The sequence below is a fragment of the Gardnerella sp. 2492 genome, from assembly GCF_050320365.1.
In the GTDB taxonomy this organism is placed as follows: Bacteria; Actinomycetota; Actinomycetes; order Actinomycetales; family Bifidobacteriaceae; genus Bifidobacterium.
This window is the reverse complement of record NZ_CP186952.1, coordinates 499,844-521,669: the sequence shown is the minus strand read 5'-3', so window position 1 is coordinate 521,669 and position 21,826 is coordinate 499,844. Positions and strand designations below refer to the sequence as shown.

11 protein-coding genes and 1 other RNA gene are annotated in these 21,826 nt (G+C 43.0%); 11 read left to right on the top strand and 1 reads right to left on the bottom strand.

Annotated elements, in window-relative coordinates:
* The first annotated feature begins 212 nt into the window (after positions 1-212).
* The 5 genes from ACPFYS_RS01970 to ACPFYS_RS01950 all read left to right on the top strand — a co-directional run bounded on the left by ACPFYS_RS01970 (position 213) and on the right by ACPFYS_RS01950 (position 7,057).
* Positions 213-1,058 (top strand): ABC transporter ATP-binding protein, encoded by an 846-nt coding sequence (locus ACPFYS_RS01970; protein WP_427877332.1) that lies wholly within the window; start codon positions 213-215, stop codon positions 1,056-1,058.
* Between the two features lie 20 nt (positions 1,059-1,078).
* Complete coding sequence (locus ACPFYS_RS01965) at positions 1,079-2,731, top strand: hypothetical protein (protein WP_427877330.1); 1,653 nt, start codon at positions 1,079-1,081, stop codon at positions 2,729-2,731.
* A gap of 158 nt (positions 2,732-2,889) precedes the next feature.
* Positions 2,890-3,888 carry a lipid II:glycine glycyltransferase FemX gene (locus ACPFYS_RS01960; protein WP_427877328.1) on the top strand — a complete coding sequence of 333 codons (999 nt, stop codon included), beginning with the start codon at positions 2,890-2,892 and terminating at the stop codon, positions 3,886-3,888.
* 177 nt (positions 3,889-4,065) lie between these two features.
* Positions 4,066-5,874: a D-alanyl-D-alanine carboxypeptidase/D-alanyl-D-alanine-endopeptidase gene (locus ACPFYS_RS01955; protein ID WP_427877327.1), complete on the top strand. Its 1,809-nt coding sequence runs from the start codon at positions 4,066-4,068 to the stop codon at positions 5,872-5,874.
* Positions 5,875-6,133: 259 nt separating this feature from the next.
* A complete protein-coding gene (locus ACPFYS_RS01950; RefSeq protein ID WP_427877325.1) occupies positions 6,134-7,057 on the top strand; it encodes a hypothetical protein in 924 nt (307 codons plus the stop codon).
* 83 nt (positions 7,058-7,140) lie between these two features.
* Here ACPFYS_RS01950 and ssrA read toward each other — a convergent pair.
* Positions 7,141-7,537: a transfer-messenger RNA gene (gene ssrA / locus ACPFYS_RS01945) on the bottom strand.
* A 360-nt stretch (positions 7,538-7,897) separates the two neighbouring features.
* Between ssrA and ACPFYS_RS01940 the strand changes: the two genes are divergently transcribed.
* The 6 genes from ACPFYS_RS01940 to ACPFYS_RS01915 all read left to right on the top strand — a co-directional run bounded on the left by ACPFYS_RS01940 (position 7,898) and on the right by ACPFYS_RS01915 (position 21,799).
* On the top strand, positions 7,898-17,524 hold the full coding sequence (locus ACPFYS_RS01940) for an InlB B-repeat-containing protein (RefSeq protein WP_427877323.1): 9,627 nt from the start codon (positions 7,898-7,900) through the stop codon (positions 17,522-17,524).
* Positions 17,525-17,626: 102 nt separating this feature from the next.
* Positions 17,627-17,839 (top strand): 50S ribosomal protein L31, encoded by a 213-nt coding sequence (gene rpmE, locus ACPFYS_RS01935; RefSeq protein ID WP_075523086.1) that lies wholly within the window; start codon positions 17,627-17,629, stop codon positions 17,837-17,839.
* A gap of 93 nt (positions 17,840-17,932) precedes the next feature.
* The gene (prfA, locus tag ACPFYS_RS01930; protein WP_427877320.1) at positions 17,933-19,030 is read left to right on the top strand and encodes a peptide chain release factor 1; all 1,098 of its coding nucleotides are present in this window, start codon (positions 17,933-17,935) and stop codon (positions 19,028-19,030) included.
* A gap of 90 nt (positions 19,031-19,120) precedes the next feature.
* Entirely contained in the window at positions 19,121-20,035 is a 915-nt protein-coding gene (prmC, locus tag ACPFYS_RS01925) for a peptide chain release factor N(5)-glutamine methyltransferase (protein ID WP_427877318.1), read from the top strand.
* Positions 20,013-20,699, top strand: a complete 687-nt coding sequence (locus ACPFYS_RS01920) for an L-threonylcarbamoyladenylate synthase (RefSeq protein ID WP_427877316.1) — start codon at positions 20,013-20,015, stop codon at positions 20,697-20,699. The genes prmC and ACPFYS_RS01920 overlap by 23 nt, the downstream gene beginning before the upstream one ends.
* Positions 20,696-21,799 carry an MraY family glycosyltransferase gene (locus ACPFYS_RS01915; protein WP_427877314.1) on the top strand — a complete coding sequence of 368 codons (1,104 nt, stop codon included), beginning with the start codon at positions 20,696-20,698 and terminating at the stop codon, positions 21,797-21,799. The genes ACPFYS_RS01920 and ACPFYS_RS01915 overlap by 4 nt, the downstream gene beginning before the upstream one ends.
* Positions 21,800-21,826 lie beyond the last annotated feature (27 nt).

The window sequence follows — 21,826 nt, the reverse complement described above, 5'->3', positions numbered from 1 at the left end:
GGCTAAAAAACGTTACAAATGTCTCATGAGTGATACAAATCTAACGAAAATCAGCCAAAAAACGTTACAAATGTCTCAAACACGAGACAAATATAACGAATCTGTAGTGTGTTTATACGCAAGATATGAGATAATAGAGCTCTTGATGTAAGCGTGCGATTGCGCATAATGTGGCGCAATACGTGCGTTTATCTGTATGTTGCGAGGTTTCTATGGTAGATTCTGTTCCAGTTTTTGGCGCAAACACTTACGCCGCTGACAGCGAAGATGTTTCAGCGGTTTCTATCCGCGGATTTGTTAAGACTTTTGGAAAAAAAGTTGCTGTAGATAATCTTTCGTTAGACATTCCAGCAGGCTCTTTCTATGGATTAGTCGGCCCTAACGGTGCTGGTAAAACTACTACGATTAAAATGCTTACGGGCTTGCTTATGCCAGATTCTGGCTCGGCTTCAATTTTTGGCAACGACGTTTGGAGCGATGTAAATAGTGCTAAGCGCGCAATCGGTTTAATGCCTCAAGCGGATGAGATCTTTAGGACTATTACCGGCCTTCAGCTTTTAACTTATGCTGGCATGCTTCGCGATATGAGCCGCGCGGAATCCGTAAAGCGAGCGAACGATTTGCTTTCAGCTTTCGACTTAACAGAAGCTGCAAACACTATGGTTTCGGACTATTCAACTGGTATGACTAAGAAGATTTGCCTTGCAACAGCTATGATTCACAGCCCGCGCGTGCTTGTGCTCGATGAGCCTTTTGAGGCGGTGGACCCTGTTTCTAGCGCAAATTTGAAGGATATTCTCGCCGAGTATGTTTCTACTGGCGGAACGGTGATTATTTCTTCGCACGTTATGGAATTGGTTGAAAAAATGTGCTCGCACGTTGCGATTATTAACGAAGGTCATGTTGCGGCTGCTGGCACTCTTGCAGAGGTGGCTCAAGGTAAGGAGCTTGAAGATCGCTTTATGGAGCTTGTTGGCGGACGTCACGCGGCTGCGCGAATCGACTGGCTTAACGGCGGCAATAGCGCAACACCAATCGCAAGTAATCACAACGCGTGAGCGAAAGGCGGTAAGTAATCATGTCTATGATTTTTACAATGGTTCGCCTTCGCTGGGCGCTTACTTTTTCTGTTATGCGAAAGTCAATTTGGCAAAAAATTGGCTTTGGTATAGTCATTGTTTTTGGACTTGCGATTATATGCGCTCTTGGTTTTGCCGGCTGGCAAACAGGAAAGTACCTTGATCCAGGAATGATTGAAGATACTAAGGATTGGCAGGAATTCCAAGTTGTTCCAATAATAATTGCGTCTACTGTGTCAATTTTTACGCTGTTTATAAACCTGTTTATGTTAGGCAGCGACACAACTCTAAAGTCGCGTAGTTTTGCGCTTTACGGCATTCCTTGCGTAAAGCAGCAAGCTGGCATGCTTCTTGGCTCTCTTTTTGGAGCGCTTTCTATAAGCTGCACAATTGCGCTTGCTTTGTGGTCTTTAGCGTACAGAAGCTTTGGAATTGTGCCGGTTTTAGTCAGCGTAATCGCGGCTCCTCTTTATGTTGCAACAATCGTGTCTTTAAGCAAAATGCTTATTGAACTTTTGGATACTATTTTAATAAACAAGCGTTCAAGAAACATTTTTTACTTTGCTATTTTCGTAGCGTATATGCTTTTTGTTACGTCAATGAACACGCATGGTAGTTCATCAAATGGAATTGTGATCAGCTCAAGTTTCTGCGCTGCGTCCGCTTTTACGCCATTAAGTGCAGCTATTGCTTTGCCGCTCGATGCTATTAATGGCAATTGGCTTGCTCTTGCTATTCGCTTCTTTATTTGCGTTGTAACGATTGCTGTTTGCTTTGCAATCTCTGTGTTCTGTGCAAAATTAGAGCCGAAGCTTATTCGTGGTGAGCAAAAAACAGTTGTTAAAACTAAGGGAATCGGATTGTTTGCTGCAGTTCCAGACAACACAGTCGGTGCGATTATTGCGCGAATTATTAGCGTTATGAGAAGAGATATGCGTCAACTGTTTTTGCTTATTGCGCCGCTTTTTATGCTGGTAATTGCGGGAGGAGGTAGTTTTAAAGCTAAAGGATTTGATTCTCTAACAGATAGCTTAGGTGTTTCTGCCTGGATGATGTATGCTGCGTTGCTTATGGGCATGGTTGTTGGAAACAATATTGCATACGATGGCACAGCTTTTACTATGCACGCGATTATTGGCGTAAAAGGTTTGCACGATCGCTTAGCTAACGCAATAGTTTGGTCCGTGATTTGCGCTGTTTATTTTGCGATTCTTGGAGTAGGGGTTTACGTTTTCCTTTTCTTCGTGGCGCATGTTCAGCAAAGTGTAAGTGCGGTTATGTTCCAGATTCTTTCGCCAATTGGAGTAGCTTTTGCGACTATAGGCATTGGTTTAATTTCTTCGTGCATTGCAATGTACCCTGTGGCATCAATCGAAAAGCCATTTTCTAGGCCGCAAGGTTCTGCAGGAGCTAGATCCTTTGCGCCAATAGGTTTTATGCTTCTTTCTGCAGTATGCATGATTCCGTCTATTGCTGCAGCTATTGCGTTTATGATCCTTAACACGAATCTTTTGTGGATTGCAAGCATTTTGTTTGTAATAAACGGCGCAATTGTGCTGGTTGTTGGCGTAATTCTTGGCGGCAAAGTAATGGATAAGCGCATGATTCGCATTGTAGAAAACTTGCGCAGATTCGCGTCGATTACAGCGTAACTTAAGTATTTAAATCATACTAACTAAAAAATTTTTACCCTACTAAATTAAGAATATAGTTAAGAATATAGTTTTTGCGTTGATTACATAAAAATCGTATTGAACAGCAATCATACGATGCAAGTATTAAAATCACGTATTAGCTAAAAGGAGAATAGATGCCGATACTTGATAAGAATGATTCTGCCAAGGTTCAAGAATATGAGAATTTCGTAAAAAATTCACCGTACGGATATGCTACTCAAGATATGCAATGGGCAAAAGTTAAAAATAATTGGATTAGCGAGTATGTTTATCTTGAAGAAAATGGGAAAATTACTGCGGCTATGTCAGTTCTTGGTATTAAAGCAGTGGATGATAAAATGTTCCTGTACGCTCCTCGCGGTCCAGTATCAGACTTTTACGATACAGAAACTACTAAAAAACTGATTGAAGAAGCAAAACCGTTGTTTGAAAAGTATAATGCGTTTTTGCTGAGAATGGATCCTTGTGTTCAAAACGATCAGAATCTTGTTAAAAAGTATAGAGATTTAGGATTTACTTTTAGAAGCGATGGAGAAAAAATACATACTTTCTCAAATCCGCGCTGTGAAATGATTCTTAACATTGAGGGCAAGTCAACTGAAGAATTAATGGCTGGGTTTAGCTCTATGACTAGAAGGCATATAAGGTCTTCTATAAAAGCTGGCGTTACGTCTCGCTGGGGTAGGTCTCAGGAAGATATTGATACTTTCTACAATCTTACAGAAATAATGGCAAAAAGGCATGGTATTACTTACAGGCCTAAAGAATATTTTGAAAGACTTATAGCCGCATATCCGGATATGAGGATTTATAGCACTGAGTATGAGGGCGAAACTATTGCGTGCATGTTGGGATTGCCTTACAACGGCCAACTTTGGTACATGTATGGCGCAACAGCAACTATGCAAGGAAAAGTAAGCCCAGGTTATCTTTCTATATGGGATTTAATTCAGTGGGCACATGAGATTGGAGTTAAATACTTCAACATGGGCGGCGTTTTCTCACTAGACGTTAGTGACGGTCTTTATTTCTTCAAATACGGGTTCTGCAAGGCTAATGATCCGTTTATGTGGATTGGTGAGCTAGACGTTGTTGCGGATGAAGTTGCTTACGAAAAGTTTATTAATAGATAGTTTGTTACCTGTTAAATAAGCTTTTAGTTACATTAATTTCAGCTTTTAGTGACGTATTAGTCGCGTATTAATTTGCGTATTAATTGCGTATTGCGTAGCGTTTATGCATGAGTTTTGTGACAAGAGCAATGTATACTTTCATAGTATTGTTAAGTTAGATGAGATGAGGGTGCACTAATGCACGATATTGAGCAGGCTGATATTGATAATGAAAAAAAGGCTAGTCAGCTTGAGGATATCGTAGATCTACCTGAAGATGTATTCACGTCTAAAGAAGCGCGAAAAAAATCGTTAAAACAGACTGTTTCTTCTTCTAGTGTTCCTTCTACAAAAACTTCTTGTACGCTTATGCGTAAACGCTTTGCTTCGAATTTACGTATTCTTGTAGTGTCCGCATCTGCTATTGTTACTTGCGCTCTTATGATTTCGTATATTTTTCTTGACATATATGATATTGCGCCTGGTCCGCTTACTATGCATAAGCAGAATCAAACTTATGAGGCAACTCATCTTCCGAAACTTTTTAAAACTTTCCCAACTCTTGCAAAAAATGTTTCTGAAGGCGGCCCAATAAATAAGGATTCTGTTTCAGGGATCGTAGATAATTTAACTTCTAATCCTTCGGTAGGAAGTGACATTTCTATAGTAATTCTTGATTCGAAAGGCAAAATCGTTGCATCTAAAAACGAGGATGTTCCTAGAGCTCCTGCTTCTACATTAAAAACATTAACTGCTGCTGTAGCTTCTCGTACTTTAGATATGGGATCTACTTTAGACACAAAAGTTTATCTTTTGCCAGAAGCTACTGCTGATACTAAAAACGCTGTTAATTCTTCTAAAATATCAAAACACGGTTCGTATCGTTTAGTTTTGCGCGGAAGCGGAGATATGCTTTTAGGCGTAGGAAAAAGCGATAAAAATCATGTAAATGGTAGAGCTGGTCTTGAAACTCTTGCTCATAATACTGCTGAAGCTTTGAAAGCAAAACACATTACTTCTGTAAAGTTTGCTGTAGATGACTCACTTTTTGGTGCTAATCGTAGGCCTGCGTTAATCGACAAGAATGACTCTGAGCATCGCTTTTATGCTGATACTTCTTCTATGGCAGTAGATTGTGCGCGGCAGCGAAATCTTGCTTTGCAGGGTGTTGATGCTGATGATCCTACTGATTTTCCTCTTTCTGATCCGCATCCTGCTGAAAGTGCTGGTAGGACTTTTGCTGATTTGCTTACTCGTGAAGGTATTTCTGTACTTTCGTGGACTAGCAGTGAAAAATCTAATAGCAAGAGTGATGAATCAAAAAATAACGAAAATAAAGAGAATAGTGAAAATAGCGGAAGTAGCGAAAACAGCAGTGATGATAGTAATAATTCTGCAGCTGAGAATCCTACGCCGGAACCTATATTTGTAAGCTACAAAAAATCACTTATTGCGCGTAACGCTAATCTTTTAACTAAAGTTTCTTCGGCGCCGTTGAATGAAGTTATGTCGTATATGCTTCGTCATTCTGACAATACTCTCGCAGAAGAGTTTGGTCGATTAACAGCGTTGGCTGTAGGGGAGAAGAATAGTCCGGAAGGTGCTACTGCTGCTATTAGTGCTGGTTTGAAGAAACTTAAAGTTGATACTCGTGGTCTTCATATGTCAGATTGTTCTGGTCTTTCTCCAGATTCTACAGTTCGAGCTATTACTTTAGCTCAGGTTCAGTTATTGAATATTAGACAGGGTTCTGGTGCTGCTGCAGCTCAGGGTCTCTCTATTCCTGGGCTTATTGGAACCGCAAGAAAGCGTTTATCTGACGAGAATTCTGCCGGTTTTCTTCGTGTAAAAACAGGATCTTTGTCTGATGTAACTTCTATGACTGGTAATGTTACGCGTAAAAATGGTGGAACAATTGTGTTCTCGGTTATAATAAATAATCCTAAGTTCTTTTTTGGAGCTTTTAAAGCTGTGAATGATTTTATGTCTGCTTTGCCAAATTTGTGATTTCATAATTTTTTAGAATATTGCAGAACTACTGGATTTATGATGATACCGCTGCGAAGCGTAGTTTTTCTTTACTCACATTTGGCTTATTTCTGAAGTTATTGGCGTTACATGTGATGTTATCCATGGTTATTGCTCTTTCTTTTCCACTCCCGTTCTTGTATGAATCATATAGAGTCTAGGCGCGCGTCGAATAAGCCAAACTGCAAATATTTGCTTTGTTAATAGTAGAATAAGTTTTTAATGAAAGGAGTGAGTAATGGATAGTAATGTAACAGTTCTTAATTCTGAGAATAGCGCGAATTTTACTGTTAAGTATGATGGTATTGCGCTACAGTCTCATGAAATGGATGTTAAGCAGCTTGCTCCTGCGCTTTTAGCATTATCTCAAGCGTTTGAAAAGATTCAAGCTCATACCGCTCCTAATTGCGTTATATCTTTGAAGGCAAAGGCTACTCGTGAGGGTTCTTTTAATATTGACCTTATTGCGAGTGTTGCTAATAGCATTGTTGATTTGTTTTCTAGCAATCCAGTAAATGCTGTAGTTAATGCGTCTGCTATTATTGGTGTGTTTCTGGGAACAGTTAAAGCTGTTAAGCATGTTTTGTATAAGGGTGATCCAGTAAAGCAAACTCCTGATAAAACAGATGAGCGTACTGGGTTGGAGTGCGTAAAATTAGAGTTTCCAGATGGTTCTAAGTTGACTACTTACAAGGCTTCTGTTGAGCTTTTAACAAATGAAGAATATTTGAAGACATTGAGGACAACTGTTGATCCTGCTATGTCTGATGGTGTTGATTCTGTAACGTTTAGCGACGATTATTGTGTAGAAACTGTAGATTCTGAAGACGCTTATGGAATATCGCAGTATTCTTCTGTAAGTACCAAAACTGAGGAGAGTATTGTTGAAACGGTGGTACAAGCATTAGATATTTCGTTCCGTGATGGTGGTAAATGGCGTATTACTGATGGTGTGAAAACTCAGTTTGTTCAGGTTGAAGATAGGGATTTTATTAAGCGTTTGAATGATGGTAAAGAATCTTTTAGAAAGAACGATATTTATAAAGTTGCTATGCTGATTCGTAAAAGTATTGACAATAATGGCATGTTGACAACTCAATATGTTTCTATTAAGCAAGTTTTAGAACATAGGACTTCATCAAGCCAGCCACCATTGTTCTAGTTTGTTTTGTCTACACAAAAAGTGTTGAAAACACTGGGATTTGCTACAAAAACGCCACTGTTTGAGCAGTGGCGTTTTTGCGTTGGTGGAGTCGCGGGGAATTGAACCCCGGTCCGGTGACCGTACCCTCGGTCTTCTACGTGCGTAGTCTGCTGGCCGTGCGGCAGTTTTTCTGCCCCCATGTTATCGCAGACAATTCATGGCGAGCATATCTACAGTAAAAGTCCTTGAATTGCCCTGCAGCTCGGCAATTCAAGCAAGTCTTCTAATGACGTTCAGCACCACTCCGAAGACGTGAGTGGGTGAACGGAGCAGCTGCTCACTGGTTAATCCTGGCGCGAAGCTCAGGCAGCGAGAGCGAACTCAGTGCGATTAGATTTAGCACTTATTCTTTTGCGAAAGGACGTTTACGAGTGGACTTTCGCGTTCTCGGCACGCTTCCCCGCGGCGAACAGATCGCCGTCGAAACCGATCGACCCCTTTTGATTTTTCAAATGAAAATGCGCAAAATACGCATTCATGTGCGAAGGCACATCTTTCAAGTATATAACACGTTTTGTGTAGATGTTACGCATGTTGTAATAATTTTGAATATATTCATAAAAATAGAATGGGGGGGGGGGTGGTACAATATTTGGTTGTGCTATTGGCAATATGACATTTAGGGGTATGAGTGATTATGCGTCTGTATTTATTTTATTGTGCGTAAATATAGCATAAACAAATGTTTATTTTATGCATATATACTGCATAGTCATATAGTATATATATAGGTTGTTTTTTGGGTTTGGTTTTTGTGTGACGATCTGGTATTTGAATTGATTGAAGCGAGGAGACGTGATGGCGAATCGTAAAGCTTTACGTGATGCGGAGAACATGAAAGCGATACACAAGGCTGAAAAGTCTAAGCAGGCAGAAAAGTCTAATAAGGCTGAAAAGAATGTGCAGGCAAAGAAGTCTGTTCAGACTAGAAAGTCTAAAAAGGCTGAGACTGTGAAGAACGCTCGTTTGCATCGTGGTGTCGCTGGTGTTGCTGTCGCTTCTACTTTGGCTATGATGTTACCGTCGGTAGCCGCAGCCGCATTGCAACCTACGCAAAAAGATATTATTGATGCGTCTAGTACTACGCAAAAAATGGGCAAAGGTAAGCCTGATGTAGACGAATTGAACATGCAGCGGTGGAGTGTCGGCGTGCTCAATAAAAGCGCACAAACTCAGAAGTTTGTGGAGCTTGCTCGTCGTGATATTGAAGCAAAAAAGTTGCGCGAAGCACAACAGTTGCGTGCTGCCCAAATGTTGCGTGAAGAACAACAGTTACGTGCAGCGCAACAGTTACGTGCAGCGCAACAGTTACGTGCAGCGCAACAGCGTGAGATTGAGCAGCGTGAAGTAAATAAGGGTGAAGTAAATAATAGTGAAGCAGAGCAGGGCGAATCACAGTTACGTGCAGCGCAACAGCGAGGAATTGACTCGCAGTTAGATAGATCTTCGGAACAGGTTAATTTCGGACATTCTTCTGATACTATTCATAGCGTCCAGTCTGCTACGCCTACAAAGACTTCTGAGAAGACTTCTGAGATTAAGAATGCAGCTTCAGGATCCAAAGCAAGTGCTTCTTCTATAGAAAATACAGTAAGTGCTGCTGGATCTACTAGTGGATCTACTACTGTTAGTGCGCCAGCGTCTGATTCTGTTGTAAAAAACTCGACTTCTGATGAGCAAGCTAATCAAAAGACTGCGAAGCCAGATGCAACGAAGCCAGCAGAAGAAAAGCAACCGGAAGCAAATAAACCGGAAGCAAATAAACCGGAAACAAATGCTGGTGGCGTTAATACAGCTGAAAATAAGCAGCTTTCAAACGCAAAGCCATCTGCTTCGAATGCTGATTCTGAGGGTACTAAGCCTGCGGAGGTTAATCCAGCTGAAAATAAGCAGCCTGCAAATGCGCAGTCTGGAAATGCTGAAAGCGCGAAGCCTGCGACAGAGCAGAATACAAATGCACAACCTTCAAGCACTCACGCAGAAAATACGAATACAGTAAGCGATGCAAATACACCAAAGGGGCGTGCTCGTAGGTCTGTTGATGGTGACGATGGTGCTTCCAATGGGAGTAGTGTAACTTCTGTAAATAATGCGTCTGAAACTCCGACGACTGCTCCTGCAAGCAATACAACTGCACCGTCTTCTCCTGCAACTTCTACAAGTGAAGGTGCTGGAAGTACAGCGAGCCCAAATGCAGATACAACTGCACAAGGCAATACACAAGGGCAAGGTGCGCAAGGTACAGGCGAGAATAAAAACGCTACGCCTTCAGCTTCTGGATCAGCGTCTGCTTCAGAGCCTGGGCCTGCTTCGAGCAATCAGCCAACGTCTTCACCTACTTCTACATCTGCTTCTACATCGAACACTGGCACATCGAACACTGGTGCAACAAACACAGCAACTGATCCAAATAGCCAGGTAATTAAGCCGAATACGGATAATCCAACGGCTGGCAGCACCAGTGAAGCCAATGGTCAGGTACAAACCGACAAAAAGCCAAGAGCTACGTACAATTTGAAAATTCGCTACACGATTGGTGGTGCTGCGAATAAGCAACTTGTGCAGCCGTACGAGCTTACGATTGACGAAAACTTCTTAAATAATCTCGGCAAAAACGAAAAGTACGAATACATTGAGCTTCCAAAAGCTACTGGGTACCGCCCGTCCGTATATCATTCTGGGGATTACCAGTACTACGTTAAAAAAGGTGAAGGAGATAACAGCAAGTTTGTTATTGACGATGGCACGGATGCGGATGCTGTTCGCTACTTGCGTTTGAATAAGAAGCTGATTAATGATTACGCTGTGAAGAAAAGGCAGGCTGTTGAAAGCAACAACAGTGCGCAAACTTCGCCGAATACATCGTCTTCGCAGTCGGGTTCAGACGACGGCATTCAGTACTATGGCGAGTTGAACATCAACTACGCTCCTAAAACAGCTAAGTACTATGTGCGTCACTTGGTGCAAAATCTTGACAATAAAGATGAGTTTGAAGAAGCACCTAATATCGGCAAAGCCATTGTTGTAGAACATAAAACTAAAGACAAGAAAGGCAACGTTACAACAACTAAAGAAGTTATTCACGTTACGGAGATTACTGGCACAGTTGGCTCGAATGTAACAGCTGTTTCAACGTATATTCCAGGCTACGAACCGGAGCATAATCTTATTAGCTCGCCGCTTTCGGATTCTGAAGATGAAAGCGACAAGCTTGTTTTGAACCTTCGCTACTACCGTAAAGCGTATGAAGTTACTTATGATTCTGCTGGCGGCACGGATGTTACTGCTCAAAAAGTGTATTATGGCCAGAAAGTGCCTTCAGTTCCAGAACCTACGTATCGTGGTCATAAGTTCCTTGGATGGCAGGTAGTAAAACCTGGAGATAGTAGTTCTAGTGGTCCACTAATTAAAGGAACTAGTACTAACTACAAGATGCCGGATCACAATGTGCAATTCCGCGCAGCTTGGTCAGCTAACGCTGCCACTAGCTACCGCGTGAATGTGTGGGTGCAAAAAGCTGATTTAGTTGATAAAGAGCATCCGAATTCACTTGCAAATTACGACTTTGTTGGTCTTGTTGAGCGCAAGAATGTTAAGACAGATAGCGACGTTGCGCTTGATAAGATGAATGATGCTGGCGTTGTTACGGACTCTAATGCTCTTAATGGTAAAAGCGAAGATGATTATGTAGAAAACCCGGAGCTTGGCTTAACTAGAGAAGAGCTGCAGGGTACAGAAGCGAATGACCACGAAGACGGCTTAATTGCAAAGTTCAACTGGATGAACGATACGCATGTAACAAACTTAGACGGGTATGATACCACTAATCCTGGTGCCGAAAGCAATTACCTTAAAGATTCTAGCGGTAAGTATGTTACAGGTCCTATTGATGCTAAAACCCCTAATTGGGATAATAGAGTTTACAAGGACATATTCACGCGCTACTTCCACGTGAATAAGGAGCTTACTAAAAAGCTTAACCGTGAGCAACATGATTTTGTGCCGGGTCGCCCAGATTTAGGCAAACGTAGTAAATCGCAGCTTTGCGCGAACGACTTAAACAACACTCTTAACTTAGTTTACGATCGCAATACTTATGAGCTTATTTTTGCTAAGCCGGCTGGCGTAGATAATGGTGACAATGCTGCTATAAAAAGAAAAGATGAAAACGGCAAAACAACTATTTATTGCTATGCTGGCGGTGGCGGTTGCTCAGATAAGTATGTTGGTAAAGACAAGGATGAGCATGGCACTGAGATTAACCATAAAGGCTACCGCGTAAATGTTCGTTACGGTCAAAAGCTTACTGATATTTGGCCTGATGTAAATGAATTATATTTTAGTGAAGAGGGAAAAGGCTCTTTAGGGTGGCAGCTTGGATTTGCAGGGGTTGTAAAGTATCGTGACACTCCTCCGTATCGTTTTACTAAAGAAGAATTTGCTGACCCTCGTTGGCGTGCTGCTTTTAAAAAAAATCCAAAAGACAAAGTAATACCTAAAATTAGCGATGACCCTGAGCATAACCCTCAAGTTACACACGAGTTAAAAGATAATCAGCGTCTGCTTACTGCTGATAAAAGTAATCAAAGTCAGCCTATACAGGTGATTATTAGGAAGCAAAGTATTGCCTCTGCTAAAAAGGGTGGTGACATAAGCGAGGACGATTATGAGCTTTCTACCGATTCTTATAGCAAAGATGATACTCCTAGCGGTGACTATGATTATCCAGCTCCATCTATTGCTGGTTTTAATCCTGCTGATGGTTATGATACGGCAAGAGTTGGTGATGCCCTTGATGAAGGAGAATTTAAAGATAATCTGGAAGTGTGGTATAACGAATCTCATGCTCATGGGGATTGGGATGATTTAAGTGAGGATGAGCAGAAAGATTTTGCTAAAAAGTATCATTTAGCATTTCGAAAGTATAGGGGCGTTCCAGTAGATGAACAAGAAAATTATCACGGTGATGAACAAGAATTTGATGATAACAAACCACTTGAATTTAAATACAACCGCCAGTCGTACGATGTGCAGTTTTATAATGCGGATGGCAAGGCTATAAGCAACACAAAGGGCGCTGCTAAAGATAACCTGCCGTTTGAGTATAGCTTGACTAAACGCGGCAAAAAAGATTTGACGGGCGAAGATTTGACGGTCGAAGACAAAGAGCTATACGGAAAAGATACGTCTTACGATGCTTCTGTAACTAAAGACAATGCCGATGATACGTCTAAGCAGTTCGATGGCAGATACACTTTCACGCTTAACGGCAAAACTTACTCCATCGTTCGCCCTGATTATTTGCCAGAAGACTACGTGTTTAAGGGCTGGGCTCTTGATCAGGCTGGCACTCGGTTTATAAATGGCGAAGACAAAGATATTACAGTGCCAGTCAATGGCATTAAGCTTTACGCTGCGTGGGGTAAGCCAGAAGGTATTAAGCACACTGTGACGCTTAACTACAATATGCCTGAAACTGACGCAAACGGCAATGAGATACAGGGTTCTAGCGTAGTTACGAAAAAGCAGTTCGATCACTACTATGTTATTAAGGAAAATAAAGATATAAAGGTTCCAACTCGCAAAGGCTACGACTTCTACGGCTGGGAGATTAAAAAGAACGGCACGACTTTGCCGTACGCTTTTGGCAACAAAGTAGTAGAAGATATAACGCTTGATGCAGTGTGGGTTAAGGATACTCGCTACAACGGTACTTTTAAGCACATATTCTTAAAGCCTGGGTACACGTTTGCTGACTATAAGAATGCTACTGATAAATCAGCCAAAGCCGCGATGGTGGATCACGTTTCTACTCAAACGGTTTCCGGCTTGCGCGAGCATTTGCGCTACAATGCGGAAGCAGTCTACAGTGACGAAACGCACTTCCCAGATAAGCATTTCACAAGCTTTGAAGCTTCGAGCGATGAGAATCAGAATACTGGCGAGTTTATTTACCAAACGTACAATACGCGCAAGTATAAGGTTCGCTATGTAACTATTGGTAAGGACGGAAAAGAAAAGGATCTTCTTCCAGAAAGCGAAGTCAGCTCTGTAAACAGAAAGTACGACGTAGCATTCTACAAGCCGATTGAAGGCTTTATGCCGGAAAGCACGCAGCAGAATATTGAATACGCTACTGACGAAGATGGCAAGCAGACTAGAGAAGATACATTCATCTTCAAATATAAAGACGTTCGCGTGCTTAAGCGTAAGTATGTTGCTGAGAATCCTAATGCTGAGAAGCCTAATGCTGAGAAGCCTCCGTATCGCCCGGATCACTACACGCGTTACGTGTTTAAAGTGGCTGATGGCCAAGGCTCTATGGGTAGCGTTGTTGACTGGCAAGGAAGTAATGTAGCCGACGGCTCTGCTCTTGTGTACGACGCAATTAAGGGCACGAAGGCATACCAGATGCCGCTTCCAACAGTAAAAGCGAAACCTGGATTTGAGTTTGAAAAATGGACTTCGCAAATCGGTTCGTATGCCCCTGGCTCTACGGAGATTAAGTATGCTACCGGCTTAGAGCGCTTGCCGATTCGCTCCGAAGAGCAGAATAGCCCTGAAGTAATTTACACTGTTAAATTCAAGCTAAAAGCTCCTGTTGCAATCGATACTAAGGTTTTGAAGCCAACAGATGCTTTGAGTCTGGATGATAATTCAGCTAAAGAGCTTATAAAGAATGCTGATAAGTATCCAAGTAACGCTAAGTTCAGCTTTGCGCAAGGCGAAAGGTTTGACAGCACTCCAGGCTTGCACAAGATTAAAGTGCAAGTGACGCTTGATGGAAACACTGCTGGAACTGAAGTGCTGTACCGCGTGCTGCCAGATTTGGTGTACGCAAGCGATTGGGAGAAGTTCAGCAAAAGCGACTACGGCAGCAAGCATAAAGACTACTACGTGCCGATTAACTTTATTGGTAAGAATAAAGAAGGCAAGCTTATTGGCCACGATAGCGATAATACTGATACTTCTACTGGCAAAGAAACTACGCTTACTGCGTACGTTTATAAAGGTAAGGATGTTAGAATCCGCGTGCCGCAAGCCTTCGGCAATGATTACAGCGACCAGCATTACCACTACGTGTTTAAGGGCTGGGCGACTAAGGTTGTAGAGCCGACTCCTAGTACGCCTTCTTCTGGTACGTCTTCTTCTGGTACTCCTTCTTCTAGTACGCCAAAGCCAGAGGAGAAGAAGCCAGAGCAGACGTTTGACATAAATTCAAGCGACCGCTACAAGAACGTCAAGTTAGACAACGGCGTAACTTACCACGCTATTTACAAGCGAATCGACTACTTCTCGAGTTCGTCTGATAACGGAACAGTTCCAGAAGATTCTGTAATTGCAATCTTCAAGCCTGCTCCAAAACGAAAGTGGAAGGACGGCTCAGACGGCCCTAAGGTGTTCTACGTAAAGAAGGGCGCTAATCTTGCTGATATTACAGTAAAAGTTACGGATAGTGATGGTAATACTACCGACGTGAAAGCGTTAGATTTCCTCCAAAACAATCTCACTAACCCTACTGGCAAGTGGTCTCGAAGCAGCATGATTAATGGCAAAGAAGAAGTAACGTCTATAGACAATGTTTCGGATTGGCATGTCAATGAACCATTCCAAGAGTTTGTGGCAGGTCAAGCTACTTGGATAGAGCCAGAAGTGCCTCCTGATTACCTTGCCGCTGTGCAAGATGATCTTACAACATTTCCGAAGTTGGTTGATTTAGAAAATTATATTAAAAAAGCTTATGAGAAAAAGTATGAGGATGAGCAAAAGAATACGGATAATAAGTATAAGGTTTACAATCTAGGCGACGTAAAAGTCGAATATGATTTGCCGAAAGGTAAGACTGAAAAAGAATTTAAGAAAAGTATGCTTTCTAAGCCTTCTTTGTACACTGTGCCGTTAAAGATTACAGTAAATTACAAGGATGGTAAGAAAACGTATAAGCGTGATGTTCGCCTTAAGGTGATTTACAAGCTGATGTACGAGAAGAGCCTACCGAAGCCTGATAGTACTACTACTAAACCTAAACCTATTCTTACTGGTGCTACTGCAGAGCGTGACCTTGTTCTCAAGCAGGGTAAGTATGTTGTGGTCAACTTTATAAATGCCAAGCCAGTTAAGGGTAAAGAACAGGGCAGCCTTGATAAGGATGCGACTAAGCTGTACTACGTTCTTAAAGACGACGTTAAGGGCGTAAAAGCTCCGCAAGCTGTTGGCAAGGATTATGACGATGCTGGGTACCACTACGTGTTTAGAGGTTGGAAGCTAATAGAAGGTGAGATTATAGACGCTTCTGGCAAAACTATTAAGGGAACTGCACAGACTAGTAGTGCGACCGTTCCTTCAGAACATGACGCAACACATCCTAGCGCAGTCCGTAGTGCGTTTACTGCTATGCCATTTACGACATTCTTAGTTACAGATGCTACAACTCCTACGACAATTAATGAAAGTAATGTAGGAAATGTAAATAATGCAGAAAATGATAAAATCTACACTTCCGAAGAAGTTAAAAAGTGGAAATTCAGAACCAATGCAAGACTTCAGGCAGCGTACGAAAAGGTGAATAATGTCATCGACGCAAAGAGTAAGGATAAAATTCCAGATAACTACGTGCCATACGTATTCTTACCAGCTTTCGGAAGAAAGTGGAATGATGGCTCATACAAGCCACAAGTTTTCTATTTCAAGTCGGACGCCAAAAACTTCAAAGATTCTGTTGTTGAAACAGATAAGAAACTGGGCGGTCAACTTAAAGGCTTTAGCAAGTGGGAAGTCTACGATATAAGCAACAAGACTGTTTCGGAATCTGGCAAATATGCTAATAAACAGATTCGCGTGTTTGTGGCAAATCAGATTGCTGATATGCCTGTGAATGTATCTCAGTTTGTCAGAAGTGTTGGAGATGAAGTTCCTGCTCCTAAAGAGCTTGTGTCTGATGTCGATCCTAAGAACCTAGATATTGCGGGCATGCACGGTGCTGGTGTAGTTTATTCTTCCGGAGCCAATTCCGTTCGTATTGCAAAGCCTGGCATTACTACTGTTAGAGTGAAGATTAAAAAAGAATCAGATACGACTGGTGAAACGAAAGTAATTTATGAAGATGTACCTATTCAAGTGCTTCCTAATGTAATCTCAGAGCGAGATTTGCCTTCATTCGACAGTCAAGCAGGAAAGTTTATTTTAGAGAATTATACGAGGGTAACGTATGTAGCTGCCGGTGGTGGAACTATGCAGTCACCAATGCACACTTACTGGGTGCGTAAAGGTAGAATGTCTGAAATAAATAATTATATTCCGGACGTGCGTGCAAATGCTGGCTATGTGTTTAAGGATTGGGAGAGAATATCTTGCTCTATCAAGCATATTGATGCCATCTATAACAGTGCTGATAACCACAAATCAACTGATATTGAGCGTGAAGGATTAGCTAAAATTGCTGAGTTACGTGGAGAGAGTTATTTAGCGCGTATAATACGTGGTTCTAAGAACTCTACGTTTGCTGCTTTGAAGAATCTTCTTCTTGAGGCTAAGCCTGACAAGCATGCACAGTATGTTGCATCTCGTGAGAAGATTGCACAAATTGCGGAAGCTTCTGGTAAGTCGTTTGTTGCAAGCATTATACGTAAATCAGAGAAGTCAAGTATTGCTGCTTTGAATAATTTGCTTGTTGAGGCTGGTTGTGATGATGCTCGTATGGTTCTACCGAATGTGGAAACTGATACGATTATTGTTGCCAACTTCGAGAAGATGACTCCTATGAAGTTTAAGCTTAGTGGTTCTGCTCGCGAGGGTATTTTCACGAACTTCAGATTGCAAAACATGACTGAAGGTAATCTTAATGCTGACGGAACGCCGGATACTAAGAATACAAAGATTACGGTAGACGGCAAGGAAGTAACTATTAATGATTTAGTTTCCCAGGTTAAGGATTCTGTAAACGGCATTAGCGCAAAATGCGCTGGCACTGCATGCACGATTTCCGGCACTCCTAAGATTGTAAACGGAAAGCCAAAAGTTGAGCTAACGTTTACTACTACCGACAAGTACGGTCGCGAAGCGGAAATTACTATGGAAATTGATGTGATTCCTGAGTACAAGCCGATTCCGTTGCCGCCAACTCTGGAGCCACAGCCGGAGCAGCCAGCTCCAGCGCCTGTGCCAACGCCTGAGATTCCGTTTGTGCCAGATTTTGCGCCTTCTGTGATTCCTGAAGCTCAAGTTATAGAGCCTGAGGTTGAGCAAGCTGAGCAGCCTGAGCAGACTGAGCCAGAGACTGCACAACCAGAGACAGAGTCAAAGCCTGTGCTCGCCAAGACTGGTAGTAACGTTGAGCAATCTGCAATACTTGCCGGCTTGTTAGCGTCTGTTGGTTTTGCTGGGTTCGCTGCAAAGCATAGGAGAAAGCGCGAAGATAAAGAATAACTAAATGCGTCGAGGGTGGTGACTAGAATCGCTAAGGTTCCGGTTCACGCTTAGCTATTGGGGCTTTGCGACCCGGGTCGCCCGAATTCCATAGGAGACATTATGAAGCAGGGTATTCATCCCGACTATCATGCAGTGCAGGTTACCTGCTCTTGCGGCAACACTTTCGTAACTCGTTCCACCGCAAATGGCGATCATATGACGGTTGACGTGTGCTCAAAGTGCCACCCATTCTATACCGGCAAGCAGAAGATTCTCGACACCGGCGGCCGCGTGGCTCGCTTCGAGAAGCGCTACGGTAAGAAGACTAAGTAGCTTTTGTGACGCCAGCCCTGCTTTCGTGTAACTCGCGGAATCGGGGCTGGCGTTTTATGTGCTAAATCAAATATTTTTAATTTAAGGAATATGATGGCTGAGTCAGTAGAGGAACAGTTCCCGGCAGCAGTTACCGCGTTAGAAGAGTATCGCGATATTGAAAGTCGTATGGGTAGCCCGGAAGTTGCGTCGAACCCGGACGCTATTCGCAAACTCGGCCGTAGGCACGCAGAACTCGGCTCAATCGTAAACGCTTACCTCAACTACAAGCAGCTTTGCGACGACTTTGAAGCCGCAAACGAAATGGCAAGCGACGATCCAGATTTTGCTGAAGAAGCTAAGCGTTTAGAGGCGCAACTTCCAGCAGCAAAAGAAAAGCTTCGCACTGCGCTAATTCCTAGGGATCCGGATGATGCGCGCGATATGATTATGGAAATTAAAGCTGGCACAGGCGGCGAAGAAGCTGCACTATTTGCTGGCGATTTATTGCGTATGTACATGCGTTACGCAGAAAAGCGCGGCTGGACTACCGTAATCCAAAGCGAAAATTCAACTGAACTTGGCGGCGTAAAAGACGTGCAGCTTGCGATTCGCGCAAAAGGCACTCCTGCTCCAGAAGACGGCGTGTGGGCCAGCATGAAGTACGAGGGTGGCGTTCACCGCGTGCAGCGAATCCCAGTTACGGAATCGCAGGGGCGCATACAAACTTCCGCAGCCGGCGTAATCGTGTTCCCAGAAGCAGACGAAGATGACGACGAAATCGAAATCGATCCAAAAGATCTAAAAATCGACATTTTCATGAGTTCTGGTCCTGGTGGACAGTCCGTGAACACCACGTATTCAGCTGTTCGCATGACGCATATTCCAACCGGAATTGTTGTTAGCATGCAAGACGAAAAGTCGCAGATTCAAAACCGTGCGGCTGCCCTTCGCGTGCTAAAGTCTCGTTTGCTTGCTATGAAGCACGAGCAGGAGGCGGCAGAAGCGGCGGATATGCGTCACTCGCAGGTGCGCTCGTTGGACCGCTCTGAGCGAATCCGCACGTACAACTTCCCAGAAAATCGTATTGTGGATCATCGCACGAATTACAAGGCTTACAATCTTGACCAAGTGCTTAACGGTGACTTGCAGCCTGTTATCGACAGCGATATTCAGGCGGATGAAGCTGACCGCTTAGCGCAAGCCAAGTAATAAGTAATATCCTTTAAACTTGTTGCTTGTTTTAGCTTGTGTTAGTTTGTGTTAGCTCGTAGAAATTAGCTTCTAGGAATTGCTTGTATTATGCGCGAACTTTTGCAAAATGCTATTGCGCGTCTTTGTGAAGCAGGCGTGGAGTCTGCGGAATACGACGCGCGTGTACTTTTGGCACACGCTTGCGGCGTAAGCTTGTCGGATTTAAATAAAGCGCTAATACTTGGCGATTTTAAGGATTTTTCGCCCGATTACGATAGCAAATATAGCGATTTTATATCTAGACGTGTTTCTCGTGAGCCGTTACAACACATTATTGGATGCGCAACTTTTCGCTACATAGACCTAATAGTAGGCAAAGGCGTTTTTGTGCCGCGGCCGGAAACAGAAGTTGTAGTTCAAGAAGGAATAGATTGGATTCGTGCAAATAATCTAAAGAATCCCGTCGTTGTTGACTTATGCGCAGGTTCGGGCGCAATCGGATTGTCGGTTGTAACGGAAGTTGCAGACGCGCAAGTGTGGGCTGTAGAAAAGTCGCCTGAAGCTTTCCAATATTTACAAAAAAACTATTGCAAAATCGCGGAAGAATATGATATTTCAAACAGATATCATGCAATATTGGGTGATGCCACAGACGCTAATCTGCCTGAAATAAGTGCGATTAAAGGACTAGTAGACTTAGTGATTACGAATCCTCCATACGTGCCAGAAAATCAACCTGTAGAGCAAATAGAAGCAAGAGATTATGACCCTGAAATGGCGTTATATGGTGGATCCCAAGACGGGCTGCTAATACCGCAAAAAATTATGGAAGCAAGTTTTGAGTATTTGCGTCCAGGTGGAATAATGATTATGGAGCACGATATTACGCAAGGAAAAGCCCTTTCGGATTATGCACAAAACATAGGATTTGGCAGCGCAAAAGTCAAAAACGACTTAACAAACAGAGCAAGATTTGTAGTATGCAAAAAAGAGGCAAAAAATGAGAAAAATTTGCACAATTAATGAAGAATCCTTGCAACTTGCAGCACAAATTATTAATGCTGGGGGAGTAATCGTAGTGCCGACTGACACTGTGTATGGAGTTGCTTGCGATCCGTTCAATGAAGCCGCTGTTGCAAAAATTTACGAGCTTAAGCGCAGACCTCGCACGAAAGCGTTGCAAATTTTAATGAGCAGTGTAGATGACTTAGAAAAACTTGGGCTTTACTTGCCATCTCCGCTAGATATTTTAGGCAAAAAGTTCCTTCCGGGAGGATATTCTCCGATTGCGCGTGCTAAAAAAGGCTCGATTGCTTCAAGGCTTGCTACGCTTTGTAGAACGTCTGAAACTGATGCGCAAAACGATGCTCAAAACGATGCGCAAGCTGAAGCAACTCAAGGCGTGCGCGTGCCAGATTGCCCAGAATTAATGCAAATTTTGCGCGTTACAGGTCCTTTGGCTGCTTCTAGCGCGAATCGCAGTGGTCACGAAAGTGCAGATAGTGTAGAAGAGGCAGTGGCTGCTTTTGGAGACGAAATTCCGCTGTATTTGAACGCAGGTCCGACTCGCTCGCACGTGGCAAGCACGGTAGTTGGAGCAGATCCAAACGATAAAGACGGAATTGTGATTTTGCGCGAAGGCGTGATAAGCGAAGAACAGATAAGAGCAGAAAGTCGCAAGAGATGAGGGTATACCTGTTTATTGCAGCAATTGCAGGCGGAGCTACATGGCTGATTATGCCGCTTGTGCGTCATCTTGCTATACGAATGGGAGCTGTTGGCAAAGTTCGCGCACGCGACGTTCACACAATACCAACGCCACGTATGGGCGGAGTGGGTATGCTTTTTGGCTTTGCAGTTGCTATGGCATTCGCAAGCTCTATGCCGTTTATTTCCGGGCTTTTTGCTGGTACGCATCAGCCGTGGGTGGTACTAGCTGGAGCAGTACTTATATGTCTTTTAGGCATATGCGACGACATTTGGGATTTAGACTGGATGCTAAAACTTTCGGGTCAGCTGCTTATATCTGTGTTTGTTGCTTGGGGAGGATTGCAAATCGTAACTTTGCCGCTAGGCTCGCTTGTAACGGCATCGCCAAGCGTATCAATCGCAATAACCGCCATACTTATTGTTGCTTCGATTAATGCAGTAAATTTTGTGGATGGTTTAGACGGACTTGCTGCCGGAATAGTTGCAATCGGTGGAATCGCCTTCGCAACATATTCGTACATGCTTGCAAGAACTTCTCCAACTTACGCTTCAATGGCAACCCTTATTGACGTTGCAATGGTAGGAATGTGTGTAGGTTTTATTTTGCACAATTGGCATCCTGCGAAACTTTTTATGGGCGATTCTGGTTCTATGCTTATAGGCTACTTAATTACTTGCGCGTCAATCATTATGACCGGTCATTTGGACCCTTCCGCAGTACACACGAGTATTTATTTGCCTGTATTTATGCCGATTTTGTTGCCGATTTTAGTTCTATTCCTGCCTGTACTCGACATGTGTTTGGCTATTTGCAGGCGAGTTGCTAAAGGGCAGTCGCCAATGCACCCGGATCGTATGCACTTGCATCATCGCATGCTGCGCATTGGTCACTCTGTGCAGGGAGCTGTTCTGATTTTATGGGGTTGGGCTGCGCTTATATCATTCGGCTCGATTATGATACTGTTCTTCAAAGCAATGTACGTTTTAATTGGCATGATTATTGCCACTGCACTATTAACTATTCTCACTATGATGCCGTATTTGCGTCGTCGTCTGCCGGAACTTCGCAATTCGTAGATTTGCTGCGCTGCGTATTTTTTACCG